The organism is Faecalibacterium sp. An58 (genome assembly GCF_002161515.1).
GTDB lineage: Bacteria > Bacillota > Clostridia > Oscillospirales > Ruminococcaceae > Faecalibacterium > Faecalibacterium avium.
Genome location: NZ_NFHX01000063.1, coordinates 1 through 1811, shown reverse-complemented (window position 1 = coordinate 1811; position 1811 = coordinate 1). Strand labels below are relative to the sequence as shown.

The 1811-nt window shown below is 56.3% G+C and carries 1 pseudogene; it reads right to left on the bottom strand.

Annotation, left to right across the window (positions count from 1 at the left end):
* Positions 1 to 113: 113 nt before the first annotated feature.
* Positions 114 to 1811: pseudogene (locus B5G12_RS14125) on the bottom strand (helicase-like domain-containing protein); the annotation flags it as partial.

The window sequence follows — 1811 nt, the reverse complement described above, 5'->3', positions numbered from 1 at the left end:
AATCGGAACCATTTCTCACAGAAAATCGTAATTTTTTGAAATTTTCACCGAAAGTTTTTTGACCGCTGTTTTTGCATTTAGGAGCGATGATTTCATCGTCCTATTGCATTGTACCCCTCGGGGGCCAGTTCAATAGAGGTGGTGGTTTCCCCGAAAGTGGACGCCCAGCAGTCAAAATGCGTCAACCCCTTCTGATGCAACGTGCCGTACTGTAGGTATCGCATCACTGTGTACAGCTCAGTCATGGAGTTGCTCACAGGGGTACCTGTGGCGAAAATCACGCCCCGGCCGCCGGTCAGCTCATCCATGTACCGGCACTTGCCAAACATATCGCTGGACTTCTGGGCCTCGGATGTGGACAAACCGGCGACATTGCGCATTTTTGTTACAAGAAAAAGATTCTTAAAGCTGTGAGACTCGTCCACAAACAACCTGTCTACGCCCAATTCTTCAAAGGTGACTACATCGTCCTTGCGCTCGGCGGCCCGCAGTTTTTCGAGTTTCATTTCCAGCTGCTTGCGGCTTTTCTCCATCTGTTTGATGGTGAATTTCTCCCCGGAGGAATGTTTCAGCTCAGCAATGCCGCCCTGGATCTCGTCGATCTGCTCCTGGATGATGCGCTCCTGCCGCTCGAAAGAAAGGGGGATCTTCTCAAATTGCGAATGCCCGATGATGACCGCATCGTAATCCCCAGTGGCGATGCGGGCGCAGAACTTCTTTCGGTTGGCGGTTTCAAAATCCTTTTTGGACGCCACCAGTAACTTGGCGCTGGGGTAGAGGTGCAAAAACTCCTGCGCCCACTGAAGGGTCAGGTGGTTCGGCACCACGAAAAGAGACTTCTGGCACAGGCCCAGCCGCTTGGCTTCCATGGCGGAGGCCGCCATCTCGAAGGTCTTGCCCGCGCCCACCTCGTGGGCCAGCAGGGTGTTGCCGCCGTAGAGCACATGGGCAATGGCGTTCCGCTGATGCTCCCGCAGGGTGATCTCCGGGTTCATGCCCACAAAATGGATGTGGCTGCCGTCGTATTCCCGGGGCCGGGCGGAATTGAACAGCTCGTTGTACTGTTTAACCAAACTTTCACGCCGCTGTGGGTCTTGCCAAATCCAGTTTGCAAAGGCATCCTTGACGGCCTGCTGCTTTTGCCCGGCCAGCATGGTCTCCTTTTTGTTCAACACCCGCTTGGGTTTGCCGCTGTCATCCTCCACGGTGTCATAGACCCGCGCATCCCGGAGGTTGAGGGTGTCCTCCAGAATCTTGTAGGCGCTGGCCCGCGTGGTGCCGAAGGTCTCGTAAGCCATGACGTCATTGTGGCCTGTTTTGGTCTTGCCCTCGATCCGCCACTCCGCCGTCGCAGGAGAGAACTTGACCCGAATGGCGTACCTTAAATAAAAGGGGATCTGGAAAGTCTCGTTCATGAACTTTTGGATGATGTCTGGCGAGATCCAGGTCGCCCCCAGCCGCACGTCGATCTCGGTGGCATCCAGGTCCTTGGGTTGGGCGGCGGTCAGGGCTTCCACGTTGACCTCAAAAGCCGGGTCATTCGCAGCGGCCAGCCTGGCGATCTGTAGCTTGTTGCGGACGTTGCCGGACAGGTACTCGTCAGCGGTTTTCCAGCTCTGGTCGGAAGGGTCCTGGAAAATCACCCCGCGCAGCTCCTCGGTAATGCGCCCGAAATCCTCGGGCGTGCCCAGCAATTCCGCCATATAGGGCAAGTCCACCCGGCCTTTCTCTCCAATGGACACCGCCAGCGCCTCGGCAGGAGTGTCCACATGGGTGACGGCACGCTCGGGCCGGATGGTCCGTTTTGTGAA